The 18,459-nt window shown below is 72.8% G+C and carries 13 protein-coding genes; 6 read left to right on the plus strand and 7 right to left on the minus strand.

Annotated elements, in window-relative coordinates:
• Positions 1-100: 100 nt before the first annotated feature.
• Both AB0M39_RS30385 and AB0M39_RS30390 read right to left on the minus strand, forming a co-directional pair.
• On the minus strand, positions 101-1,567 hold the full coding sequence (locus tag AB0M39_RS30385; RefSeq protein WP_365369206.1) for a Gfo/Idh/MocA family oxidoreductase: 1,467 nt from the start codon (positions 1,565-1,567) through the stop codon (positions 101-103).
• Positions 1,568-1,815: 248 nt separating this feature from the next.
• Positions 1,816-2,262, minus strand: coding sequence for a MarR family transcriptional regulator (locus AB0M39_RS30390; RefSeq protein ID WP_365369208.1), 447 nt, complete (start codon positions 2,260-2,262; stop codon positions 1,816-1,818).
• 157 nt (positions 2,263-2,419) lie between these two features.
• On the opposite strand from AB0M39_RS30390, the gene AB0M39_RS30395 reads away from it, so the two are divergent.
• The 3 genes from AB0M39_RS30395 to mltG all read left to right on the plus strand — a co-directional run bounded on the left by AB0M39_RS30395 (position 2,420) and on the right by mltG (position 5,845).
• Positions 2,420-4,231, plus strand: a complete 1,812-nt coding sequence (locus AB0M39_RS30395) for an ABC transporter ATP-binding protein (protein WP_365369211.1) — start codon at positions 2,420-2,422, stop codon at positions 4,229-4,231.
• A gap of 105 nt (positions 4,232-4,336) precedes the next feature.
• Positions 4,337-4,930, plus strand: a complete 594-nt coding sequence (locus AB0M39_RS30400) for a hypothetical protein (RefSeq protein WP_365369214.1) — start codon at positions 4,337-4,339, stop codon at positions 4,928-4,930.
• Positions 4,931-4,993: 63 nt separating this feature from the next.
• A complete protein-coding gene (mltG, locus tag AB0M39_RS30405; RefSeq protein WP_365369217.1) occupies positions 4,994-5,845 on the plus strand; it encodes an endolytic transglycosylase MltG in 852 nt (283 codons plus the stop codon).
• 91 nt (positions 5,846-5,936) lie between these two features.
• Here mltG and AB0M39_RS30410 read toward each other — a convergent pair whose 3' ends face one another.
• The 4 genes from AB0M39_RS30410 to AB0M39_RS30425 form a co-directional block, all read right to left on the minus strand.
• Entirely contained in the window at positions 5,937-7,028 is a 1,092-nt protein-coding gene (locus AB0M39_RS30410) for an NAD(P)-binding domain-containing protein (RefSeq protein ID WP_365369220.1), read from the minus strand.
• 192 nt (positions 7,029-7,220) lie between these two features.
• Positions 7,221-8,756 carry an aldehyde dehydrogenase family protein gene (locus tag AB0M39_RS30415; protein WP_365369223.1) on the minus strand — a complete coding sequence of 512 codons (1,536 nt, stop codon included), beginning with the start codon at positions 8,754-8,756 and terminating at the stop codon, positions 7,221-7,223.
• A 2-nt stretch (positions 8,757-8,758) separates the two neighbouring features.
• The gene (locus AB0M39_RS30420) at positions 8,759-10,099 is read right to left on the minus strand and encodes a VOC family protein (protein ID WP_365369226.1); all 1,341 of its coding nucleotides are present in this window, start codon (positions 10,097-10,099) and stop codon (positions 8,759-8,761) included.
• A 106-nt stretch (positions 10,100-10,205) separates the two neighbouring features.
• Positions 10,206-11,435 carry an FAD-binding oxidoreductase gene (locus AB0M39_RS30425; protein WP_365369229.1) on the minus strand — a complete coding sequence of 410 codons (1,230 nt, stop codon included), beginning with the start codon at positions 11,433-11,435 and terminating at the stop codon, positions 10,206-10,208.
• Positions 11,436-11,609: 174 nt separating this feature from the next.
• On the opposite strand from AB0M39_RS30425, the gene AB0M39_RS30430 reads away from it, so the two are divergent.
• The 3 genes from AB0M39_RS30430 to AB0M39_RS30440 all read left to right on the plus strand — a co-directional run bounded on the left by AB0M39_RS30430 (position 11,610) and on the right by AB0M39_RS30440 (position 16,224).
• Positions 11,610-12,584, plus strand: a complete 975-nt coding sequence (locus tag AB0M39_RS30430) for a LysR family transcriptional regulator (protein ID WP_365369232.1) — start codon at positions 11,610-11,612, stop codon at positions 12,582-12,584.
• Positions 12,581-13,003 carry a YjbQ family protein gene (locus AB0M39_RS30435; protein WP_365369235.1) on the plus strand — a complete coding sequence of 141 codons (423 nt, stop codon included), beginning with the start codon at positions 12,581-12,583 and terminating at the stop codon, positions 13,001-13,003. The genes AB0M39_RS30430 and AB0M39_RS30435 overlap by 4 nt, the downstream gene beginning before the upstream one ends.
• 320 nt (positions 13,004-13,323) lie before the next feature.
• Entirely contained in the window at positions 13,324-16,224 is a 2,901-nt protein-coding gene (locus tag AB0M39_RS30440; protein ID WP_365369237.1) for an AAA family ATPase, read from the plus strand.
• 45 nt (positions 16,225-16,269) lie between these two features.
• On the opposite strand, the gene AB0M39_RS30445 is transcribed toward AB0M39_RS30440, so the two are convergent.
• Positions 16,270-18,453 carry a bifunctional serine/threonine-protein kinase/ABC transporter substrate-binding protein gene (locus AB0M39_RS30445; protein ID WP_365369239.1) on the minus strand — a complete coding sequence of 728 codons (2,184 nt, stop codon included), beginning with the start codon at positions 18,451-18,453 and terminating at the stop codon, positions 16,270-16,272.
• Positions 18,454-18,459: the final 6 nt, after the last annotated feature.

Raw genomic sequence — 18,459 nt, forward strand, 5'->3', positions numbered from 1 at the left:
GGTGCCTCGGGGCGGGTCCGGATGGCTTCGTCGAGCGCGCCGGTCGGGAGGTTGCGGCCAGCGCCTGCGCCCGGGGGCTCTGGGCGAGGGCCAGGCGCCGTCACTCGGGCTTGGCGGAGTCCATCCCCGGCCGCGCCTTCCGCCACTCGCCGCGCGTGAAGTCCGGTATCTGCTGCGGCGCGCCCTTCGCCTTGATCGAGGCATGGCTCAGCGGAACCGGCGCGGTCCACGTCGCCGCGTCGTACACGTCGAAGTCCGGGACCAGGCCCAGCCGCATGCACTGCATCAGCCGGAAGACCATGATGTAGTCCATGCCGCCGTGGCCGCCCGGCGGGTTGGCGTGCTCCTTCCACAGCCAGTGGTCCCAGTCGGCATACTGGGCGAAGTCGGCCCACTTGTCGTCGGTGTGGTCGGGCTCGACATAGATCCGGGCGGGGTAGTCCTCGAAGACGCCCTTGGTGCCGCCGAGGCTGTTGACGCGGCTATAGGGGTGCGGCGTCGACACATCGTGCTCGAGCCGGATGACCCTGCCCTTCGCCGTCTGCACCATGGAGATCGTCCGGTCGCTCTCGATGTACGTCTCCTTCCAGCTCGGGTCGCCCGGCGGCATGTTGGCCCTGCGGTACTCGGCGAGGCCGAGCGCGGGGGTGCCGAAGCTGGAGATGCTCACCGCGCGGTCGCCGCGGTTGACGTCCATATAGTTGGCGACCGGGCCGAAGCCGTGGTTGGGGTAGAGATCGCCGCGCAGCCGCGTGTGCCACAGCCGCCGCCAGGGGCCCTCGTAGTAGTCGGGGTCGAACATCAGGCCGCGCAGATCGTGGTTGTACGCGCCCGCGCCGTGCAGCAGATCGCCGAACGTGCCGGCGTGCGCCATGCGCAGCACCCGCATCTCGTTTCTCCCGTAGCAGCAGTTCTCCAGCTGCATACAGTGCCGGCGGGTCCGCTCGGAGAGGTCGACGAGCTGCCACAGCTCGTCCATCCGCATCGCGACCGGACACTCGACGCCGACGTGCTTGCCGTTCAGCATCGCGGCCTTGGCCATCGCGAAGTGCACGTCCCAGGGCGTGGCCACATAGACGAAGTCGACGTCTGCGCGCTCGCAGAGGTTCTCGTAGTCGTGCTCGCCCTTGGCGTAGACGGCGGGCGCGGGCTGGCCGGCCTTGACGACCTTGGCCGACGCGCTCTCGACCTTGGCCTTGACCGGGTCGCAGAGGGCGACGACGCGGACGCCGGGGAGGGCCAGGAAGAGGTCGATCATGCTGCCGCCGCGGTTGCCGAGACCGATGATCCCGACGCGTACGACGCTGCGCCGCTCGAAGGCGACGCCCGCCATCGTGCGGCCCCGTCGGGCGGGCGCGGCGGCCTCGCCGGACGTGCCGGAGGCCCCGGCGGCGCCGGCCGCGGCGGTCCCCTCGGGCTCCGCGGCCGAGGCGGCGCCCGTCCCCAGCGCGCCGAGGGCGAGCCCCGCGCCCGCCGCGCCGGCGGTGGTCCGCAGGACGGAGCGGCGGCTCAGCGCGCCCTCGTCGCCTTCTTCCTCACCGTGGTTGTGGTGTGCTGCGTCGTTCATCGAGCCTCCAGGAGAGCTGACGTTGCGCGGCTGGTACACGAACCTCGGTAAGGACCCTGGTAGTTGGTGCTGCTGATGCGCAAGAGCTCAGTTTGGACTCTCGTTCCGGGTCCTTGGACTCTTCTGCGCGGGGGCGGATCGGCCTGACGACGCGGCTGCGCCCCGGCTCTACGACGCGACGGCGCCCCGGCTCTACGACGCGACGGCGCCCGGGCTCTGCGACGCGACGGGGCGGCCGTGACCGGCCTTCAGCAGCCGCGTCCCGGGCCGTCGACGAGGGCGGACAGCAGACCGCCGAAGACCTCGCGCTGCTCGGGCGTGAGCGGGGCCAGGATGTCCTCCGCGGCCGCGCGGCGCGCGTGGCGCAGCGCCCTCAGCACGGCGCGACCCCGGTCGGTGATCTCGATCCTTATCACCCGGCGATTGGTCGGATCGGGGGCGCGGCGCACGCAGTCGCTCGCCTCCAGGCCGTCGACGAGGCTGGTGACGGCGCGTGGCACCACTTCCAGCCGGGCGGCGAGATCGGCCATCCGCGGCGGCTCGTCGTAGTGCGCCACGGTCCGCAGCAGACGGGACTGCGCGGGGGTGATCGCGACGTCGAGCGACTCCAGCTGGCGCTTCTGGCTGCGGTGGAGCCGTCGGCTGAGCCGCAGCAGCTGCTCGGCCAGCAGGCCGTCGGGGTCGGGGGAGCTCATGCTGGGAACAGTATCAGGACCGCGGTCATTGTGAAGATAGGTAACAATGAGCTATGCTCGCAAAGATCTTTGCTGCTCTGCCCGACGGACCTGACTGTCCTGGCCCGTCCCTCGTTGGTTTCTCACCCTCGCTGTCACTCGACCTCTGAAGGAGCCCATGCGCCCCCAGGACCCGTCCGTCTGGACGCCGCCCCCGCCCGATCCGGAGCAGCCGCCCGCCCAGGTGCGGCGGATCCTCCGGCTCTTCCGTCCCTACCGCGGCCGGCTCGCCGTCGTCGGCCTGCTGGTCGCCGCCGCCTCGCTCGTCTCGGTCGCCTCGCCGTTCATGCTGCGCGAGATCCTCGACACCGCGATCCCGCAGGGCCGCACCGGGCTGCTCAGCCTGCTCGCGCTCGGCATGATCGCGACCGCCGTGCTGACCAGCGTCTTCGGCGTGCTCCAGACGCTGATCTCCACCACCGTCGGCCAGCGCGTGATGCACGATCTGCGCACCGCGGTCTACGCCCAGCTCCAGAGCATGCCGCTCGCCTTCTTCACCAGGACCCGCACCGGAGAGGTCCAGTCGCGCATCGCCAACGACATCGGCGGCATGCAGGCGACCGTGACCTCCACCGCGACCTCCCTGGTCTCCAATCTCACGGCCGTGGTCGCCACGGTCGTCGCGATGCTCGCGCTGGACTGGCGGCTCACCGCCGTGTCGCTGCTTCTGCTGCCGCTGTTCGTCTGGATCAGCCGCAGGGTCGGCCGCGAGCGCAAGAAGATCACCACGCAGCGGCAGAAGCAGATGGCCGCCATGGCCGCGACCGTCACCGAGTCGCTCTCCGTCAGCGGCATCCTGCTGGGCCGCACCATGGGCCGCGCGGACTCGCTCACCCAGTCCTTCGCAGACGAGTCCGAGAAGCTCGTCGACCTCGAAGTGCGCTCCAGCATGGCCGGCCGGTGGCGGATGGCCACCATCGGCATCGTGATGGCCGCGATGCCCGCGCTGATCTACTGGGCCGCCGGATTCGCGCTCCAGCCGGGCGGCACCGCGATCTCCATCGGCACGCTCGTCGCCTTCGTCTCGCTCCAACAGGGCCTGTTCCGGCCGGCCGTGAGCCTGCTCTCCACCGGAGTGCAGATGCAGGCCTCGCTCGCCCTCTTCCAGCGGATCTTCGAGTATCTGGACCTGCGGGTGGACATCACCGAGCCCGCGAAGCCCGTCCCGCTGGACAAGGTCCGCGGCGAAGTGCGGTTCGACGGCGTCGACTTCGCCTACGACGACAAGCAGGCACGACCCACCCTCGACGGGATCGACGTCACGGTCCCCGCGGGCGGCAGCCTGGCCGTCGTCGGGCCGACCGGCTCCGGCAAGTCCACGCTCAGCTATCTGGTGCCGCGGCTGTACGACGTGAGCCGAGGCCGGGTCACCCTCGACGGAGTCGACGTACGCGACCTCGACTTCGACACCCTCGCCCGGGCCGTGGGCGTCGTCTCCCAGGAGACGTATCTCTTCCACGCCTCCGTCGCCGACAATCTGCGCTTCGCCAAGCCGGACGCGACCGACGAGGAGATCGCCGCGGCGGCGCGCGCCGCGCAGATCCACGACCACATCGCGTCCCTGCCCGACGGCTACGACACCCTCGTCGGCGAGCGCGGCTACCGCTTCTCCGGAGGCGAGAAGCAGCGGCTCGCCATCGCCCGCACCATCCTGCGCGATCCGCCCGTGCTCATCCTCGACGAGGCGACCAGCGCCCTCGACACCCGTACGGAGCATGCTGTCCAGCGAGCCATCGACGCGCTCTCCGAGGGCCGCACCACCATCACCATCGCGCACCGGCTCTCCACCGTCAGGGACGCCGACCAGATCGTCGTCCTCGACGCCGGGCGCATAGCCGAGCGCGGCAGCCATGAGGAGCTGCTCGACCGGGACGGGCGCTATGCCGCCCTGGTGCGCAGGGACGCCGAGTTGGCCCCCGTGGCGCCCTGATCGGGGACGCCCCCGACGCCCTACGGCAAGTCCGGCGCAGGTCCGGCCCGTTCGGCACACCCCCGACTTCGGAGGCTCTCGTTCCGTACGGCATGATCACCGCCCATGAGAGCTCTTCATGGGGTGGAACTCCCCGGATTCCGACCTGTTGACCACGACGTATGGGCGAACGACGAAGGCGATGTGCTGTCGCTGCACCTCTTCGGCCTGGCGCCCGACCTGCCCGCTTCGCTCGACGACGGGCCCGCGCTGCGCGCCGCGCTCACCCGCCACACCGCGGAGGCCGGCGGCGGTCTGATCGAGGCGTCGGTCAAAACGCTCGGCGAGCTTCCCGCACTGCGGCAGATAGTGAAGCTGCCGCTGCCCGGACAGCCCACGGGCCAGGCGTTCATCGGCAGTTTCACCGTGCCCCGCGCCACCTGTAGCACCGTGGTGAAGATCATGGCGCCGGAGCGCGGGACGACGGGGATACGGGAGGCGACGGTGATGGCCCAGGTCGGCCACGAGGCGTACTTCCGGCCGCACCCGTACGCCCCCGAGGTCCAGGGCGGCCTGCCCTTCCACGCCGCCGACCATGTGCAGTGGGACGCGCAGTTCCCCGACCACCCGCTGTCCCGGGTGCGGCGGACGCTGGCCGATCTGGCCGAAGTGGTTCAGGTCGATCCGGGGTTCGCGGCGCTGCCGCCCTTCTCGCGCTGAGCCGCCCGTGTCGCCCCGCGCCGGGCGCCGGGTTCGGCGCCCGGCGCGGGTTAGCGTGACCATATGAGGAACGAACCGTCGTCGGCCGGGCCCGGGCGCAGGTTCCGTCTGAGCGGCCGTGGCTGGCTGATCCTGATCGTCAGCGCGGCCCTGATCGCGGCCGCCGCAGTGCTCACGCCGCTGCTGCTCAGAGAAACCGAGTCGCAGAAGGCCTCGCTGCTGGTCCCCGAGGGATGGCGGGCCGCCCAGGTGTACGCGGCCGTCGACAAGGCCCTGGACGAGCCGCCCGGCACCGCGCGCAAGGCGGCCCGCTCGGCGGGGCTGAAGCTGCCCGCCGACGCCAAGGGCAACCCCGAGGGATACCTCTTTCCCGCCACGTATCCGATCGACGACCAGACGACCCCGAAGAGCCTGCTCGCGTACATGGTCGCCACCGCGAACGAGCGGTTCGGGGCCGAGCGCATCGCGAACGGCGCGCAGCGCAGCGGGGTGACGGTCTATCAGACGGTGAGCATCGCCAGCATCGTGCAGGCCGAGGCGGACACGCCCGAGGACATGGGGAAGGTCGCCCGGGTCGTCTACAACCGGCTCGAGCGCGGGATGCCGCTCCAGATGGACTCGACCCTCAACTACGCGCTGAATCGCAGCACTTTGGACACCACGGCCGACGACACCAAGATCGACAGTCCGTACAACAGCTATGAGCGCAAGGGGCTGCCGCCCACGCCCATCGCCAACCCGGGCGAGCAGGCGGTGAACGCGGCGATCGAGCCGCCGCGCGGCGACTGGCTCTACTTCGTCACCGTCGCCCCCGGGGACACCCGGTTCACCAGCGACTACGAGGAGCACCAGCGCAATGTGGAGGAGTTCAACGCCCACCGCAGCAGCGCGCGCGGCGCCGAAGACGGCGGCTGAGGAAGGCGGCTGAGGAGGGGGCTGACGACGGTGGCTCGCGCGGCGCCGAAGACGGCGGCTGACGGCGCCTGAGGGCGGGACTGAGGGCGCCTCAGAATGCTGAGGCCGGCGCCGGCGCCCGCTCCAACAGCCGCTTGACGTCCCGCACCGCCGCCCGGCCCGCACGGTTCGCGCCGATGGTGGAGGCCGAGGGCCCGTAGCCGACGAGGTGGACGCGTTCGTCGCGCACGGCGCGCGTGCCCTCCAGCTGGATGCCGCCGCCCGGCTCGCGCAGCCGCAGCGGCGCCAGATGGTCGACCGCCGCGCGGAAGCCGGTCGCCCACAAGATCGCGTCCGCCTCCACGCTCCGACCGTCGTCCCAGGCCACCCCCGTCGGGGTGATCCGGTCGAACATCGGCAGCCGGTCCAGGACGCCCGACGCGCGGGCGCGCCGCACCGCGTCGTTGAGCGGCAGCCCGGTCACCGAGACCACGCTCAGCGGCGGCAGCCCGCGCCGTACGCGCTCCTCCACCATGGCGACCGCCGAGCGCCCGGCGTCCTCGTCGAAGGGGCCCTCGCGGAAGACGGGCGGCCGGCGCGTCACCCAGGTCGTGTCCGCGGCGACCTCCGCGATCTCCATCAGATGCTGGGTGCCCGACGCCCCACCGCCCACCACGATCACGCGCTGCCCCGCGAACTCCTCGGGTCCCGGGTAATCCACGGTGTGCAACTGCCGCCCCTGGAAGCTCTCCTGGCCCGGATAGCGCGGCCAGAACGGGCGGTCCCAGGTGCCGGTCGCGTTGATCAGCGCCCGGGCCGACCAGATCCCCTGCGAGGTCTCCACCAGCAGCCGCCCGTCCTCGCCCTCGCGGACCGCCCTGACGTCCACCGGCCGCTGGACGCGCAGGTCGAAGCGCTCCTCGTACGCCGAGAAGTACGCGCCGATCACCTCGGACGAGGGCCGGGCGTCGTCCGCGCCGGTCAGCTCCATGCCCGGCAGCGCGTGCATGCCGTGCACCTTGCCGTAGGTGAGCGAGGGCCAGCGGAACTGCCATGCCCCGCCCGGCCGCGGCGCGTGGTCGAGCACCACGAAGTCGCGGTCCGGCTCCAGGCCGGCGCGCCGCAGATGGTAGGCGCCGGACAGCCCCGCCTGCCCGGCGCCGATGACGACCACGTCCACGTCTCGCACCCCGAAGTTGTTCACGCTTCTACTAACCGTGCCGGGGTCGTGGATCTTCCCGACCCCCGGCCCCCGGCCCCCGGAAGGCGGCGCGGGGACCACCGGGAGACCACACGGGACCGCACCGGCATCGGGACCACACCGGCAACGGGACCGCATCGACAACGGGGGCCACCCCGGCAAAACAGGGTCACCTCGGCAGCAGGGCCGCCGGCATCAGAGGAAGTTGACTCCCTGGGCCAGCGGCAGGCTGTCGGAGTAGTTCACGGTGTTCGTGGCCCGGCGCATATACGCCTTCCAGGCGTCCGAGCCGGACTCGCGGCCGCCTCCCGTCTCCTTCTCGCCGCCGAACGCCCCGCCGATCTCGGCCCCGGAGGTACCGATGTTGACGTTGGCGATCCCGCAGTCCGAGCCGTCGGCGCCCAGGAAGCGCTCCGCCTCCCGCTGGTCCTGGGTGAAGATGCTGGACGACAGGCCCTGGGGGACCCCGTTGTGCAGCGCGACGGCCTCGTCCAGGGTCCGGTAGGCGAGCACGTACAGAATCGGCGCGAAGGTCTCCTGACGCACCACCGCGGTCTGCTCCGGCATCCGCACCACCGCGGGCCGGACGTACACCGCGCCCGGCGCCTCGGCCGCCAGCAGTCGGTCGCCGCCCGTCAGCAGCTTCCCGCCGTCCGCCTGGGCCGCGGCCAGCGCCTGGTCCATCGCCTGGTGCGCGGACGCCGAGATCAGCGGCCCGACCAGGGTGTCCGCGTCGAACGGATCGCCCACGGGCAGCTGGCCGTACGCGTGGACGATCTTCTCGACCAGCGCGTCCACGACGTCCTCGTGGACGATCAGCCGCCGCAGACTGGTGCAGCGCTGACCCGCGGTGCCCGCCGCGGAGAACACGATTCCGCGGACGGCGAGCCCGAGGTCGGCGGAGGGGGTGACGACGGCCGCGTTGTTGCCGCCCAGCTCCAGCAGACATCGGCCGAACCGGGCCGCCACCCGCGGACCCACCTCGCGGCCCATCCGCACCGACCCGGTCGCGCTCACCAGGGCCACCCGCTCGTCGTCGACCAGCCGCTCGCCCGTCTCGCGCGCGCCCAGCAGCAGCCGGTGCACCCCGTCCGGCGCGCCGACGTCCGCGGCGGCCCGGGCGAGCAGCGCGTCGCAGGCCAGCGCGGTCAGCGGGGTCAGCTCCGAGGGCTTCCAGACGACCGTGTCGCCGCAGACCAGAGCGATGGCGGTGTTCCAGGACCAGACGGCGACGGGGAAGTTGAACGCCGAGATCACCCCGACCACGCCCAGCGGGTGCCAGCTCTCCGAGAGACGGTGTCCGGGCCGCTCCGAGGCCATCGTTCGCCCGTACAGCTGCCGGGAGAGACCGACCGCGAAGTCGCAGATGTCGATCATCTCCTGGACCTCGCCGAGCGCCTCGGAACGGATCTTCCCGGCCTCGACCGTGACCAGGTCCGCCAGATCCTCCTTGTGCTCGGTCAGCAGCGCGCCCAGCCGCTTGACCAGCGCCCCGCGCTGCGGCGCGGGCACGGTCCGCCAGGCCGCGAACGCCTGCGCCGCCTCGCCGATCGCCGCGTCCGCCTCCTGCTCGGTGGTGGCGGGCAGCGTGAAGAGCGTCGCGCCGGTGAGCGGCGTACGGGCGATCACCTCGCCGCCGCCCTCGGGCAGCCGCACACCGCAGCGCAGCAGGCTCTCCTGCGCCCTGGCCCGCAGCGATTCGTCGTCGGGGAGAGTGCCGTTGCTGTTCATGGTCACAACGCGTCCTTGGGGAGTCCGAGGCCCTGGCGGGCCTGCCGAAGCGAGCTGTCCTGCTGAGCGGCGTACAGGTCGAAGGGGTCGTGCACCGGGCGCTCCAGCACGCCGGAGAGCCAGTCCTGGTCGTAGTGCGCGCCGGTGGCGAAGGCGTCGTGGGCGCCCTCGTCGGCGAGGTTCGACTGGAAGATCCCGGCGGCCGACCGGGGCAGGAAGTCCTCGTAGACGATGGGACAGGCGCTCAGCCAGCCGCCGTCGAGGAGGCCCGCGAGATCGTCGGGCGGGCGGCTGCCGTCGCGCGGCCGGTCGACGGCCGGCTCGAACCGGAAGTACGCCAGGCTCTCGATCGCCAGTCGCCGTTCGGTCCGCGGGAAGCGGGCGGCCCACCTCTCGGCCGGCTCGCCGACGAGCTCGTCGTACAGCGCCCGGCCCGCCCTGGTCAGCGCGGCGCCGCGCGCCTCGACCTCGCCGAACCGGACCCGCAGCGTGCCCTCGCCGATGCTGCCGTCCCTCTCGCGGAAGCGGCGCGGCTCGGCCAGCGCGCGGAAGGACGTCTGCCGCAGCAGCACGTCGGGGCCGTCCCAGCGGGGCGGTCCCTGGATCCGGTCGATCATGGTGATGCCGCGGTGCGCCATCCGCCGGTACAGCTCGTCGATGTCCAGCACGCGGGGCGTGAGGTGGTTGATGTGCGTGCTGGCGACCCCGCCGACGTCGGCGGCCACGGCGGAGATCCGCTCCAGCTCGGTGTACCAGGCGCGGTCCACCGGCTCGGGGGAGAGCTCGAAGGCCGCCACCGCGAGGGCGAGGAACCGTTCGGCCCGCTGCTCGTCGAGGCCCCCGTCCCGCTCGGCCGCAGCGGCCAGCTCCAGCAGCGCGGGCGGGAACAGCTCCCGCCTGCCGAGGAAGCCCTCCAGCCGGCCCTGCAGCTCGGCGTCGAAGAAGCGCCGGTCGGCGGTGGCGAGCAGAGAGGTGAAGACCCGGAACGGATTGCGCTCCAGCTCCTCGGCGTCGACGGGCCGGAACGCGGTGGAGACGACGGGGACCGCGCTGGGCGCGGCCTCGCGCAGATCGTAGAAGCCCACCGGCGCCATGCCGAGCGCGGCGAAGATCTGGGCGGCCTGGCGCATCTCGCGGGGCGTGCCGACCCGGATCGCGCCGTGCCGCTCGGCGGTGACCCGCGCGATGCCGCCGAGCCGCCCCGCGTCGCCGCCCCTGCCGATCACCTCGTCGTTGACGTGCGCGGACACCTCCAACAGCGTGGTGTACGCAGGGACTTCCTTGCCGTACATGTCGGAGAGCCGACGTGCGAACGCGGCCCGCAGCCGCCAGGTGGGGATCACCCGGTCCTCCTTCCCGATCTTCCCGATCTTGTTCCCGATCGTCTGGTCGTCTCGGTCGTCCTGTCCGTCTCGGTCGCCTCGGTCGTCTGGTCCTCCGATGTCCCGGTCAGATGATGTGCGCCTCGGGGCGGACGGCCGCCTCGGCGGCGCCCTGGAAGCGGGCCGCCGACAGCGGTCCGACGTCGATGAACGGCGTACGGCCCAGATACAGATCGCGGACGATCTCGCCGACCGCCGGGGCCTGGAGGAATCCATGCCCGGAGAACCCGGTGGCGTAGAGGAAGCCGCCCACCTCGTGCGCCCGGCCGATCAGCGCGTTGCAGTCCGGCGTCATCTCGTACAGCCCCGCCCAGCCGCTCTTCGCCTCGATATCGGCCAGGGCGGGGACCCGCCGTCGTGCCGCCGCACGGAACGGCTCCAGCCACTCCCGGCTGAACTCCCGCTCGAATCCCGGCTCCTGGCGCGGGTCGGACAGGCCGAGGACCAGGCCGCCGGCGCGGTCGCCGTGGAAGTAGAGCGTCGAGTCGAAGTCCAGAGTGAAGGGGACGCGCGGCGGAGCGGGGCTCAGCGGTCCGGTCAGCGCGATCTGCCGGCGCAGCGGCGTGACCGGGAGGTCCACGCCCGCCATCGCGCCGACGGCCGCCGACCACGCGCCCGCCGCGCACACCACGGCCCGGGTCTGCACCGTCCCGTCCGTCGTGCGCACCGCCCGCACCTCGCCGCCCTCGGCGTCGACGCCGAGGACGGAGCAGTGCGTGCGCACCGTCGCGCCGAGCCGCCGGGCCGCGCGCAGATAGCCGTTCACGGCTTCCTTGGGCAGCGCGTACCCGTCGTCGGGGGAGTAGGCGGCGGCGACCACGGAGCGGGGATCGAGATACGGGCACAGGGCGTGGGCCTCGGCGGGGGTGATGATCCGGCTGTCGACGCCGAGGCCGTTCTGTACGTCGACGGCCTGCTGGAACGCCGCCGCGTCCGCCTCGCTGCCGAGGAGGAAGAGATAGCCGACGCTGTCGACGCCGACGTCCGCGCCGGGGCGGGCGGCGAAGGCCCGCCAGGCCTCCAGGCTGCGCTGCCCGAGACGGATGTTGAGCGGGTCGGAGAACTGCGCGCGGATCCCGCCGATCGGCTTGCCCGACGAGCCGGAGGCCGGCTCGTCGCGCTCCAGCACCAGGACGTCGCTCACCCCCGCCTCCGCCAGATGGAAGGCGATGCTCGCTCCGACGACGCCGCCGCCGACGATGACGACCTCGGCCGACCGCGGCAGCGGGCCGGGGGCCGACGTCTGGGAGATCCGCGGCGCCGGCGACGCCTCGGCCGGCTCGGACTCGGATGACACAGCACTGTGAACCATGAAGAGCCGTCCCGTCTGCTCGATACATCCTCGTACATCTCAGTACTTCCCGGTATGCCGAGGTACGAGGCAGGGCTCGTGCGGTGTCAGCCATGGTGACCGGACGCCACTCTTGGCGTCCATTGACAGTTACAGCAGTCGATCTTTTAGATCGTCTCTATGGAACTGGGCGGTACGCATCTGCGCGCACTGGTGGAACTGTCCCGTTGCGGCACCATGACGGCGGCGGCCGCCGCGCTCGGCTATACGACCGGCGCGATCTCCCAGCAGATCGCCCAGCTGGAGAGGACCGCGGGCGCGGAGCTGATCCGGCGCGCGGGACGGCGGGTCGAGCTCACCGACGCCGGGCTCACGCTCGTCGACCACGCCGGCCGCATTCTGCGCGCCCAGGCGGAGGCGGCCGCCGCCCTGGAGCGGACCCGCACCGAGATCTCCGCGCGGCTGCGGCTCGGCGTCTTCGGCACGGCCGCCGCCGCGTTCCTGCCGCCTGCCCTGCGCTGGCTGGGCGAGCACCATCGGGGGGTGCGGGTGGCGAGCCACGAGGTGGACGTCGACCAGGCCCAGTCCGAGGTCGCCGCCGGGCGCGTGGACCTGGCGCTGGGCCTCGACTACCCCGACGCGCCGCTCGCCAGGGACGATTCGGCGGAGCTCGTACGGCTCCACTCGGAGCGGTTCTCGCTCGCCGTTCCGGCGGCCCGCGCGCCGTCGGCGGGCACGTCCTGGCGGCTCGCCGAGCTGGCCGAACGGGACTGGATCCTGCCCGCACCGGGGTCGTACTACGGCCGGGCCGTGCGCACGGCCTGCCGCCGGGCGGGCTTCGAGCCGCGCGTCGCGCACGAGGTCACCGACACGGCGACCTCGCTGGCCATGGTCGGGGCGGGCCTGGGCGTGGCCCCGCTGACTGCGCTGATGCTGCGGCTGCGCTCCGAGGGCATCGCCCCGGTGCCGCTCGACGACCTGGTCGAACGCCATGTGGTCGTCGCCGTCCGCGCGGCCTCCCGGGGACGACCGTCGGTGGAGGTCCTGATCGAGGCGCTGCGCCGGGCGGCGACGGGCGAGACGGGCGACCACGGGAGCCTGGCGCCTCCACGCGAGGAGCGCCCGCGCCGCGGATCCCCGACGATGGAGGGATGAGCGACGCATTCACCACGCGAACCCTGGCGGTGACGACCGGAACGAAAGAGGTCGTCGTGGACCTGACGGCCGACTGCGCCTCGTTCCTGCGGGAGGTCGCACAGGGCAGAAGCGGGCTCCTGAACGTGTTCACCCCGCACGCGACGACCGGAGTCGCCTTGATCGAGACCGGCGCGGGCAGCGACGACGACCTGCTGGCCGCCCTCCACTCCGTCCTCCCGGCCGACGACCGCTGGCAGCACCGCCACGGCAGCCCGGGCCACGGCCGCGACCACGTCCTGCCCGCGCTGGTCCCGCCGCACGCGACGCTCCCGGTCGTGGACGGCGAACTGGCGCTGGGCACCTGGCAGTCCGTCTGCCTGGTCGACACCAACAAAGACAACCCCAACCGTCAAGTGCGGTTGACTTTCCTCGGGTAGCGGTCGCGAGCGCGACCATGCCCGGCATCCCCGGCTCCCCCACGTGGCGTTCTTGTCTGCCGTTCCTTGTGACGCGACGCGGCCGGCGCAGCCGCGTCCGACCAGCAGCCGCCTGCCGTGAGCCGTCAGCCGGGCATTACCGTGGGACACGGAGGTCAGACCGGAATCTACCTGGTCGAATGACGCCGAGGACTGTGCAGTCGGCTCCCGCCGGGGACGATGACGTTTCTCCGAAGGCATCGGCTGGTTGTGCGGGGAGGGTTGCGCAGGAGCGACCACTGGGGAATGGACACGCGGACGTGGTGGGGAATGGAGACGCGGTGGAACCGGCGTGGGGCGGGACGGCGACGATGCTGGTCGGCAGAGCCGACGAACTGAAGCGGCTCGTCTCGGTGATCGGCAGTCTGGGGCAGGACGGCGTTCCCGCTGTCGTGGACATCGCCGGGGACGCCGGCATGGGGAAGAGCCGACTGCTGAGCGAGCTCTGTGCGCGGGCGCGGCAGAATGGGCTGACCGTGCTGCGCGGCAGGGCCACGGAGTACGAGCAGCACACTCCGTTCCAGACGTTCACGGATGCGTTCGCCGACGTCGATCGTGCCTTTCTCGACTCGGACGCCGTGCCCGAGGCGGCGGCAACGGTGCTGCGCGGAGCCGACCGTGTGGAGGGCTCGGACTCGGGTTCGGGCAACCGCGACCGGTTCGGCCTCTATCGCGCCGTCGCGGACGTGCTGACCAGGCTCGGGGAGCGCGGCGGGTTGGTGATGGCCCTGGACGACCTGCACTGGGCGGATCCCGCGTCTTTGGAGTTGCTGGACCATGTGATCCGGCACCCGGTGGGCGGCCGGGTGCTTCTGGTCGTGGCCCGACGAGAACGACAGACGCCGCACTCCCTCGCCGCTGCTCTGACCCGCGGCGTCGACAGCGGGGCCGTACTGCGCATGGCGCTGCGACCGCTGCCCGAGCAGGCGTCGATCGAGGCGCTCGCCTCCGACCTGCCACCGGGCGACGCGCAGCAGATCTATGAGTCCAGCGAGGGCAACCCGCTGTATCTCCACTGCCTTCTGCACGCCTACCGGCAGGGCGCGTCGTCGCGCGGCACGACCGCCTCGGCCCACGACCACACCGCGTCCGCGGCGACGAGCGGACTGGGATCCCTGCTCCTGGACGAGCTGACCGCGCTGACCGCGGCGCAGCGCCGTACCGCCGAAGCGGTGGCGGTCCTCGGCGACCATGCCACGCCCGCCATGCTGAGCCTGACGACCGGACACACCACGCCGGAGGAACTCGACGACTGCGTCGGTGCGCTGGCGCGGCGCGATCTGCTGCGCATGGGGTCCGACGGCCGCTGGACCCTGCGTCACCCGCTGCTGCGGGCACTGGTCTACGAGAACACCGCCGTACCACGCCGTGCCGAGATCCACCGCGGCGCGGCGGACGAACTGGCCCGGGCAGGCGCCTCCGCCGCCGAGCGTGCTCATCACGTCGAGCGGTCGCTGGTCGGCTGGGATCCTGTGTCGGCGGCCGTGCTGACCGAGGCGGCAGCCCAGTGCGCCCACACGGCGCCCGCGACGTCCGCTCATCTGCTGGACGTCGTCCTGCGGCTCATGCCGGACACGCCCGCCTGCGCGCAGCAGCGTGGAGAGTTGACGCTGGCGCGCGCCAGAGCACTCGCTGTGGGCGGCAGCCTGCGGGAGAGCCGTGACCTGCTCCACACGCTGATCAGCAGGTCCGGGCAGGACGACGCAGCGCTGCGCAGGGACGCGATAGCGCTGTGCGCCATGATGGAACGGCATCTCGGACACTCCCCGGAAGCGACGGCCCTGCTGCGGCGGGAACTGGCCCGCAGCCCCGGCCCCGAGCCCCGCCAGGCGGTCTCCATGGGACTCGCGCTGGGCATGGCCGCCCTGAACACCGTCTCCTACCCCGACGTACGCGACGAGATCGAGCGCACCCTCGCGGTGGCCCGCTCCCACGGCGACCTCATGGGAGAGCTGGGGGCCTTGGCGCTGGCGGCGTTGGGAGAGGCATACGAAGGTCAGACGGCGGCGGCCCGCCGGTTCGCCGATGCCGCCGCCGGGCTCGCAGACGGTCTCATCGACCCCAACCTCACGGAGCTGTGCGAGTCGCTGGTGTGGCTGGCCTGGGCGGAAGGCCTGCTCGAGCGCTACGCCGACGCGGAACGCCACGCCGACCGGGGTCTGGACATCGCCCGCCGCAGCGGTCAGGTCCACGTCCTGCCCCACCTGCTGAGCAGCAAGGCCTTCGTGCACCTCAACACCTGTCGGCTGCCGTCCGCCCTGGAGTCGGCCGAAGAGGCGGAAGCCGTCGCACGCGCCATCGGCAGCAGCGATCTTCTGGCCTTCACCCTCTGCTTCAAGGCGCTGATCCTTCTCGTGCGGCGCCCCCTGGGCGACACCAGGGCCTTGACGACCGCCGAGGAGGCCGTGGCCGCGGCCGGTGGCAGCAGACACTGGTGGGCGTCGTTGGCCAAGTGCATGCTCGGTCACACGGCGCTTGTGAGCGGCGACCCGCGCCGTGCGCAGGAGTCCATCCTGAACGCCGGCGGTCCCGAACTCCTGGGGCTGCAGCCCTCCATACGCCCCGGCCAGCTGGACACCCTCGTCAGCACCGCCATCGCCGTCGGCGACGCCGAGCAGGCCGCACGCTGGGCCGCACGAGCCGTCGAGGAAGCCGACCGGATGGGTCTTCACGGTCAGCGCGGGGCGGCGCTGCGCGCCGAGGCGGCGCTCGCCCAGCACCACGGTGACAGCCGCGCGGCCGCAGACCTCTTCGAGCGAGCCGCGCAGGAGTACGCACCGTCCGGTGCGACGCTCTGGGAGGCGTACTCCTTGCTGCTGGCGACCGTCCAGGCGCAGGCCGCAGGCGACGGCTCGCGCGCCGTCGCGATGTGGGAGCGGGCCCGCCGCCTCGCCGACGACGGCGGCGCGCGCCTGCTGTCCGACCTGGCCTCGATGGTGCGCCCCCAGGCCGAGGAGACCTCGCGCGTGCCCACGGAGCTCGACCAACTGACCACACGTGAACGGGAGATCGCCGAGCTCGTCGCCGAAGGACTGAGCAACCAAGCCATCGCGACGAAGCTGTACCTCAGCCGCCGCACGGTCGAGACCCACCTGTCGGCCATCTACCGGAAGACCTCCGTGCCGTCCCGCTCGGCACTGGCCGGCCTCATGACGCGTGCGGCCCTGGACCGTCGCGCGTGAACAGCCCACCGCACGGCACACCGCAGTCGAGGCACGACGCATGGCTCAGGCCGTGACGTCCCGGTAGTCGCCGAGGCAGCGGAAGGCGCCCTCGGTCGCCCGGAACAGGTACATCGCGTCCGTGTAGCGGTAGGTGGACGAGTCGTAGCGCAGCCGTTTGGTGATTCCCCGGTAGTCGGTCTCGCGCAACCGGCCCACGATCGCGCCCCGTTCCTCGCGGGACGGGCCCGTCATGGCTCGGGCCACGAAGAGCGCCGCGTCGTAGGCCTCGGCGGAGTACCAGGGCGGGGCGGCGCCGAATCGTGCGCGGTAGGCGGCGACGAACGACTTCGCGGCTGTGGCCCGGGTCGGATCGAGGAAGGACGTGGCGAACACCCAGCCCTCGGCGGCGTCGCCCGCCGAGGCGAGGAAGCGGGAGTCGAGGGCGCGCTGGGTGGCCAGCCGCGCACCGGAGTAGCCGGCGGAGCCCAGCGCGCGGGCCAGTCGCGCGGCCCGCGCGTACCCGCCGGCGAACACCACCGCGTCCGCTCCCGCGTCCGTCACCGACTTCGCGAGGGCACGGAAGACGCCGTCCGAATCGTCCGCGGCGGCGAGGGTGCGCCGGACCGTGGTGCGCTGCCCCGATCGCAGGGCGTCGTCGACGCCCGCGCAGATCTTCCAGCTGAAGTCGCCCTCGGCCGCATCGTCGATCAGCACCGTCCTGCGGGCGTCGGCGGTGCGAACGAGGTACGCGGTGATCGGCGCCGTCAGGGTCGCGTCGCCGGGGCGGGTGGCCGCGTACACCCGGTACTTGGCGGAGTCCAGGTCGTCGAGTCCGACCGACACGGAGACCATCGGGAGCCCTGCCTGCTGGTAGAGGTCGAGGGCGGCCTTCGCGCAGACGTCGGTGGTCGGGCCGATCACGGCGCGGACCCGGTCGTCGGCCGCCAGCCGCCGGGCGACCTGCCGTGCCCGGGCCGTGCTGCCTTCGTCGTCGTGCACCTGGAGCGCCAGGTCGAAGCCACGGCCGGCGCGGGAGTTGAGGCGGTCGACGGCGAGCCGGACGCCGTTCTCCTGGGCGCGGCCCGTCGTACGGCCGCTGCCGCTCAGGTCGGCGTGCAGGGCGACCGTCAGACGCGGCAGCCGCGCCTCGGCGCCGTCCGCTGCCGAGGCGCGGCCGGGGCGGCTCGCCGTCCACCACGCCGCGGTTCCGCCGGCCGCCAGGACCCCGGCAGCCGAGCCCAGGACCAGGAAGCGGCGGCGCGTGGCGCCTCCCGGGCCGACGGCCGTCTCGTCGCCGGGCGCTGCGTCGGCCACCGTCGCCCCGGACGCCCCGGACGCCCCGGACACCTCGGTCGCGTCGACGGCGGGCAGAGCGAGCACGGCGGCCGAACGGCGCGCGATCAGCCGGGTCAGGGACTCGGGCAGCCAGCCCCCGCCCTCGCCCGTACCGTCCAGGGCCCGACGTATCTCGGCCACGGCCGGCCGGGAGCCGGGCTCCTTCGCCAGGCACCCCCGCAGCAGCGGCAGCAACGGCTCCGGCACGCCGTCCAGTTCCGGCTCGTCATGGACCGTGCGCATCAGCGTCTCGGCCGCGGCGCCATGCCCGAAGGGGCGCTCGCCCGTCACGGCGTACGCCAGCAGACAGCCGAGGGAGAAGACGTCGCTGGCCGGCCCGATCTCCCGGCCCCTGCCCTGCGCCTGCTCGGGGGAGAGGAACCCGGGGGAGCCGACCACCATCCCGCTGGCCGTGAGCGCGGTGTCCTCCGGCGTCCGGGCGATACCGAAGTCGATCATCCGGGGTCCGTCGACGGCGAGCAGCACATTGCCGGGCTTGACGTCCCGGTGCACAAGCCCCGCCCCGTGCACCGCGTCCAGCGCCTCGGCCAGCCGCGCGCCCAGGACGCGGACGGTCCCGTACGGCAGCGGCCCGCACTCCTCCACCGCCTCCGCCAGCGAGGGCCCCGGCACGAACGCCGTGGCGAGCCACGGCGACTCCGCGTCCGGGTCCGCTTCGAGCAGCGGCGCCACCCAGGGGTTGGCGACCCGGCCCCCCGTCTCCACCTCACGGCGGAAACGCGCCCGGAATCCCGCGTCGTCCGCATGCGTCGCGCGGATCACCTTCACCGCGGCGAGCCCGCCTCCGGGGGAGCGGGCCAGGTACACCACGCCCATGCCGCCCGCGCCCAGCCGACGCAGCAACCGGTAGCCCGCGATCCTGGCCGGGTCGGCTCCGCGCAACGGCTCCATCAGCGT

Source organism: Streptomyces sp. NPDC051907, assembly GCF_040681075.1.
Classification (GTDB): Bacteria; Actinomycetota; Actinomycetes; order Streptomycetales; family Streptomycetaceae; genus Streptomyces.